Source organism: Curtobacterium sp. B18 (assembly GCF_000333375.1).
In the GTDB taxonomy this organism is placed as follows: Bacteria; Actinomycetota; Actinomycetes; order Actinomycetales; family Microbacteriaceae; genus Curtobacterium.
Genome location: NZ_BACZ01000623.1, coordinates 1 through 4,387 on the forward strand (window position 1 = coordinate 1; position 4,387 = coordinate 4,387).

Genomic DNA, 4,387 nt, shown 5'->3' on the forward strand with positions numbered 1-4,387 from the left:
CACCGTCACGGTCACGGTCGACGACGGCGACCCGGTCGAGGTGACGGCGGGCGGGGACGGCTCGTGGAGCGTCGACGTGCCGGACCTCGGCGTCGGGACGCACGACGTGAGCGTCACGCAGACGGTCGACGGGTCCACGTCCACAACCCCCGTCGAGACGACGTTCGCGATCGTGGCCGGCGCTCCGGTCGTGATCGACGAGCCGACGGCCGGCCAGCAGTACGCCGTCGCCGGCGAGGGCGCGACCACCACGGTCGACGTCAGCGGCACGGCGGAGCCCCGTGCGACCGTCGTGGTCGACCTCGGCGGCGGACGCAGCGAGGCCACCACCGCGGACGCGGACGGGACGTGGAGTGTCTCGGTCCCGGACGTGCCCGCCGGGACCCCGGAGGTCAGCGTCACGCAGCGGATCGGCGACACCGTCTCCGCCCCGGTGGCCGTCGGGATCCGGGTGCTCGTCGCGGACCCCATCACGATCGCCACCCCGGCGGACGGGTCGACCGTCCGCGTCGCGCAGCAGGACTCGGTCGCGACGGTGACGGCGAACGGTGCCGCGGCGCCGCGGTCCACCGTGCGGATCACGATCGACGGCGGCGACCCGCAGACCGTCACGGCGACCGCCGCCGGCACGTGGTCGCTCGACCTCGAGGGACTCGCCACCGGGCAGCACACGGTCCGGGCGACCCAGACGGTCGACGGGTCGACCTCGGCTCCGGTCGTGACGACCTTCACGATCGCCGCCGGCGCCGCGCTGACGGTCGACACCCCGGCCGACGGCGACACCGTCACCGTGCCGGCCGGCACCACGGGCGCGACCGTCCCGGTCAGCGGTCAGGGGCAGCCGGGCGGGACCGTGCGGATCGTCACCGACGACGGTGCCCCCGTCGAGGTCCCGGTGGGCCCGGACGGCCGGTGGTCGACCGAGCTGACGGGGCTCGACGCCGGAGACCACACGATCGTCGTCACGCAGGTCGTGAACGGCACCACGTCGTCGCCGGTCCAGCGTGACCTGACGGTCGAGGTCGCCGCGGTCGACGCGATCGTCGTGACCTCGCCGGCGTACGGGACCGCGTTCCGCGTGCTCGGCGGCACCACGGACGTCCGTGTCACCGGCGTCTCGGCGCCGGACGCGGCGGTCTCGGTCCGGATCGACGGCGGCACCCCGGTCACGACGACGGCGAACGGCGACGGCGAGTGGGCCGTGACCGTGCCGTCGGTCGGCACCGGACCGCACTCGATCGCCGCCTCGCAGACCGTCGGCGGGACGACGACGGACGCGCCCGAGGTCGGGTTCTCCGTCGCCGCAGCGGCTCCGATCAGGGTCACGAGCCCGCAGGACGGTCAGGTCGTCCCGATCACCGGGGCGACGACGTCCATCGTGGTGAGCGGCACCGCGGAACCGGGGGCCACGGTGACCGTCGACATCGACGGTCGGACGGCGACGACCACCGCGGTGGCGACGGCTCCTGGACGGTCACCGTCTCCCGGGTCCCGCCGGGCACCACACCGTGTCGGCCACCGAGACCGTCGGCGGTCGTACCTCCGACCCGGTGACCAGTACCGTGCGGGTCGTGGTCGCGCAGCCGACCGACGTCACCATCACCAGCCCGACACCCGGCCAGCTCCTCCCGGCGACGGGCACCGGCGACACCGCCGCCTTCACGGTGACGGGGCACGCCACGCCGGGCGCGCTCGTCACGGTGCGCCTGTCGAACGGACAGGTGCGCACGACGACCGCCGACGCGGACGGGGACTGGAGCGTCACCTTCGACCGCGTGCCCGAGGGCGCGTGGACCCTGGAGGCGTCGCAGACCGTGAACGGCACGACGACGGTCTCGCAGCCGGTGCCGATCGTGGTGGACGCCGTCGAGCCGCTCGCGGTCACGTCCCCCACGCCGGGTGCGCACCAGACGGCCTCGGCCGCCGGCTCCGTGGACTGGCGCGTCACCGGGACCGCCGAACCGGGGGCCACGGTGACCGTCGTCGCCGACGACGGCACGCCGGTGACGACCACGGCGGACGAGGACGGCGCCTGGTCGGTCGTGCTGCGCCTCGCGGTGGGACCGCACACCATCCGCGTGACCCAGACCGTCGCGGGTGCGACGTCGGCCGCACAGTCGGTCGCGGTGGTGGTCGACTCGGCCGTGCCGGGCGATCCGGGGACGCCGGGGGACCCCGGCACGCCGGGGACTCCAGGGATTCCCGGGGCGCCGGGGACACCGGGCACGCCCGGGACGCCCGGGACGCCAGGTGTGCCCGGGACCCCTGGAGCCGGGGCGGTCGGGAACGGGAACGGGACCGCCGGCGGGTCCGGGTCCGGTGGACTCGCGTTCACCGGTGCCGAGGTCGGGCCCCTCGCCGGGGCGGCCGGCGGCCTGGTGGTCCTCGGGTTCCTCCTGCTGGGGCTGTCCCGCCTCGCCCGCGGCATCCGCCGCCGACGCGTCTGACCCCACCCGCACCGTCCGCACCGCGCCTCGCGTTCCGTCGTCCTGACGGACGGGAGGCGCGGTGCGTCACGTGCGCCCTCCCCACTTCCCACAGGTGGTCCGGTCCGACCATCGGGTGTCGGCCGTCCCGGCTACCCTTGGGGCGTGGTCACCGCCCTGTATCGCCGTTACCGGCCCGAGAACTTCGCCGAGCTGATCGGACAGTCGCAGGTCACCGATCCCCTCCGGACGGCCCTGCGCACCAACCGGGTCAACCACGCCTACCTCTTCAGCGGGCCGCGCGGCTGCGGCAAGACGACGTCCGCCCGCATCCTCGCGCGCTGCCTGAACTGTGCAGAAGGTCCGACCGACACCCCGTGCGGCGTCTGCCCGAGCTGCGTCGAACTGGCGCGCGGCGGCGGGGGTTCGCTCGACGTGATCGAGATCGACGCCGCCAGCCACAACGGTGTCGACGACGCGCGGGACCTCCGTGACCGCGCCGTGTTCGCCCCGGCGCGCGACCGCTACAAGATCTTCATCCTCGACGAGGCGCACATGGTGACGCCGCAGGGCTTCAACGCGCTGCTCAAGCTGGTCGAGGAGCCGCCGGAGCACGTGAAGTTCATCTTCGCCACGACCGAGCCCGAGAAGGTCATCGGCACCATCCGGTCGCGCACCCACCACTACCCGTTCCGGCTCGTCCCGCCGGCCGCGATGCTCGAGTACGTCGAGCAGCTCTGCCAGCAGGAGTCGGTCTCGGTCGCACCGGGTGTCCTGCCGCTCGTCGTCCGCGCGGGCGGCGGCTCCGTCCGCGACACCCTGTCGTTGCTCGACCAGCTCATGGCCGGCAGCGAGGACGGGGCGATCGCGTACGAGCGAGCCGTCGCGCTCCTCGGCTACACCGACGCCGCACTGCTCGACGACGTCGTCGACGCGCTCGCCGTGGCCGACCCGGCGTCCGCCTTCGCCGCGATCGACCGCGTGGTCCAGACCGGTCAGGACCCCCGTCGCTTCGTCGAGGACCTGCTCGAGCGCCTCCGCGACCTCATCGTGGTGGCCGCGACCAACGAGAGCGCCGCTGCCGTCCTGCGTGGCGTCTCGCCGGAAGAGCTCGACACGATGACCCGGCAGGCCGGCGTCTTCGGTGCGACCGGGCTGTCGCGCGCGGCGGACATCGCGAACCGGGCGCTGACCGAGATGACCGGTGCGACCTCGCCGCGACTCCACCTCGAGCTGATGACCGCCAGGATGCTCGTGCCCGAGGCCGACGACACCCAGCGCGGTGCACTCGCCCGGGTCGAGCGACTCGAACGACGCATCGGCGTCGGCGACGCCGGTGGGCACCAGGCCGGGCCGGAGTCGCTCCCCGCGGCGGGTTCGACCTCCGCCCAGGCGCCCGGTGCTCCGGCCGCTGCACCCGCTCTGCGCGCGGCACAGGCACCCGCGGCACCCGCTCCCGCGACACCCGCCGCGGCGCCCGTCCAGGCTCCGGCCGCGGCGATGCCTGCTCCGGTCGACGCCGGACCGGCCGCGGCCCCTGCCGCCGACCCCGGCGCCACCGCTCGGGACGCGACGGCCTCGTGGGCAGCCGCGGTGCCGAGTGCGCCCGAGGCGCCCGTGGACGAACCCGCACCCGCGCCGGCTGCCGGCGTGACCCAGACCCCCGCCGCAGGGACCGCGAACGCGTCCTCGACCGGTCAGGGCACCGTCGCCGGCGACGAACCGGCCGTGCGTCCCATCGGCGCCGTCGGGTTCCAGCAGCTCCGCGACTCCTGGCCGCAGATCGTCGAGCACGTCCAGCACCAGAAGCGTTCGGCGTGGTCCGTCGTCGTCACGGCGCAGGTCACGGCGCTGCGGGACGACGTCCTCACCCTCACGTTCCCGAGTCACCAGGACGTCGCCTCGTTCAAGGAGATGTCCGACCCGAGCACCAGCGTCAGCGAGCTCCTCCGCGCCGCGAT

3 protein-coding genes and 1 pseudogene are annotated in these 4,387 nt (G+C 74.8%); 3 read left to right on the top strand and 1 reads right to left on the bottom strand.

The genetic code is table 11. The annotated features are described in order from the left end of the window. Window positions 1–190: 190 nt before the first annotated feature. Window positions 191–346 (top strand): annotated as a pseudogene (locus I5E_RS27110) (hypothetical protein); the annotation flags it as partial. A 485-nt stretch (window positions 347–831) separates the two neighbouring features. Here the strand turns inward: I5E_RS27110 and I5E_RS16805 are convergent. Continuing rightward, window positions 832–1,326 carry a hypothetical protein gene (locus I5E_RS16805; RefSeq protein WP_022908009.1) on the bottom strand — a complete coding sequence of 165 codons (495 nt, stop codon included), beginning with the start codon at window positions 1,324–1,326 and terminating at the stop codon, window positions 832–834. Window positions 1,327–1,550: 224 nt separating this feature from the next. On the opposite strand from I5E_RS16805, the gene I5E_RS24755 reads away from it, so the two are divergent. Together I5E_RS24755 and I5E_RS16820 are read left to right on the top strand one after the other, a co-directional pair. Beyond that, on the top strand, window positions 1,551–2,447 hold the full coding sequence (locus I5E_RS24755) for an Ig-like domain-containing protein (RefSeq protein WP_148287020.1): 897 nt from the start codon (window positions 1,551–1,553) through the stop codon (window positions 2,445–2,447). Between the two features lie 144 nt (window positions 2,448–2,591). Then, a partial coding sequence (locus tag I5E_RS16820) for a DNA polymerase III subunit gamma and tau (RefSeq protein WP_022908012.1) occupies window positions 2,592–4,387 on the top strand: 1,796 nt, incomplete at its 3' end.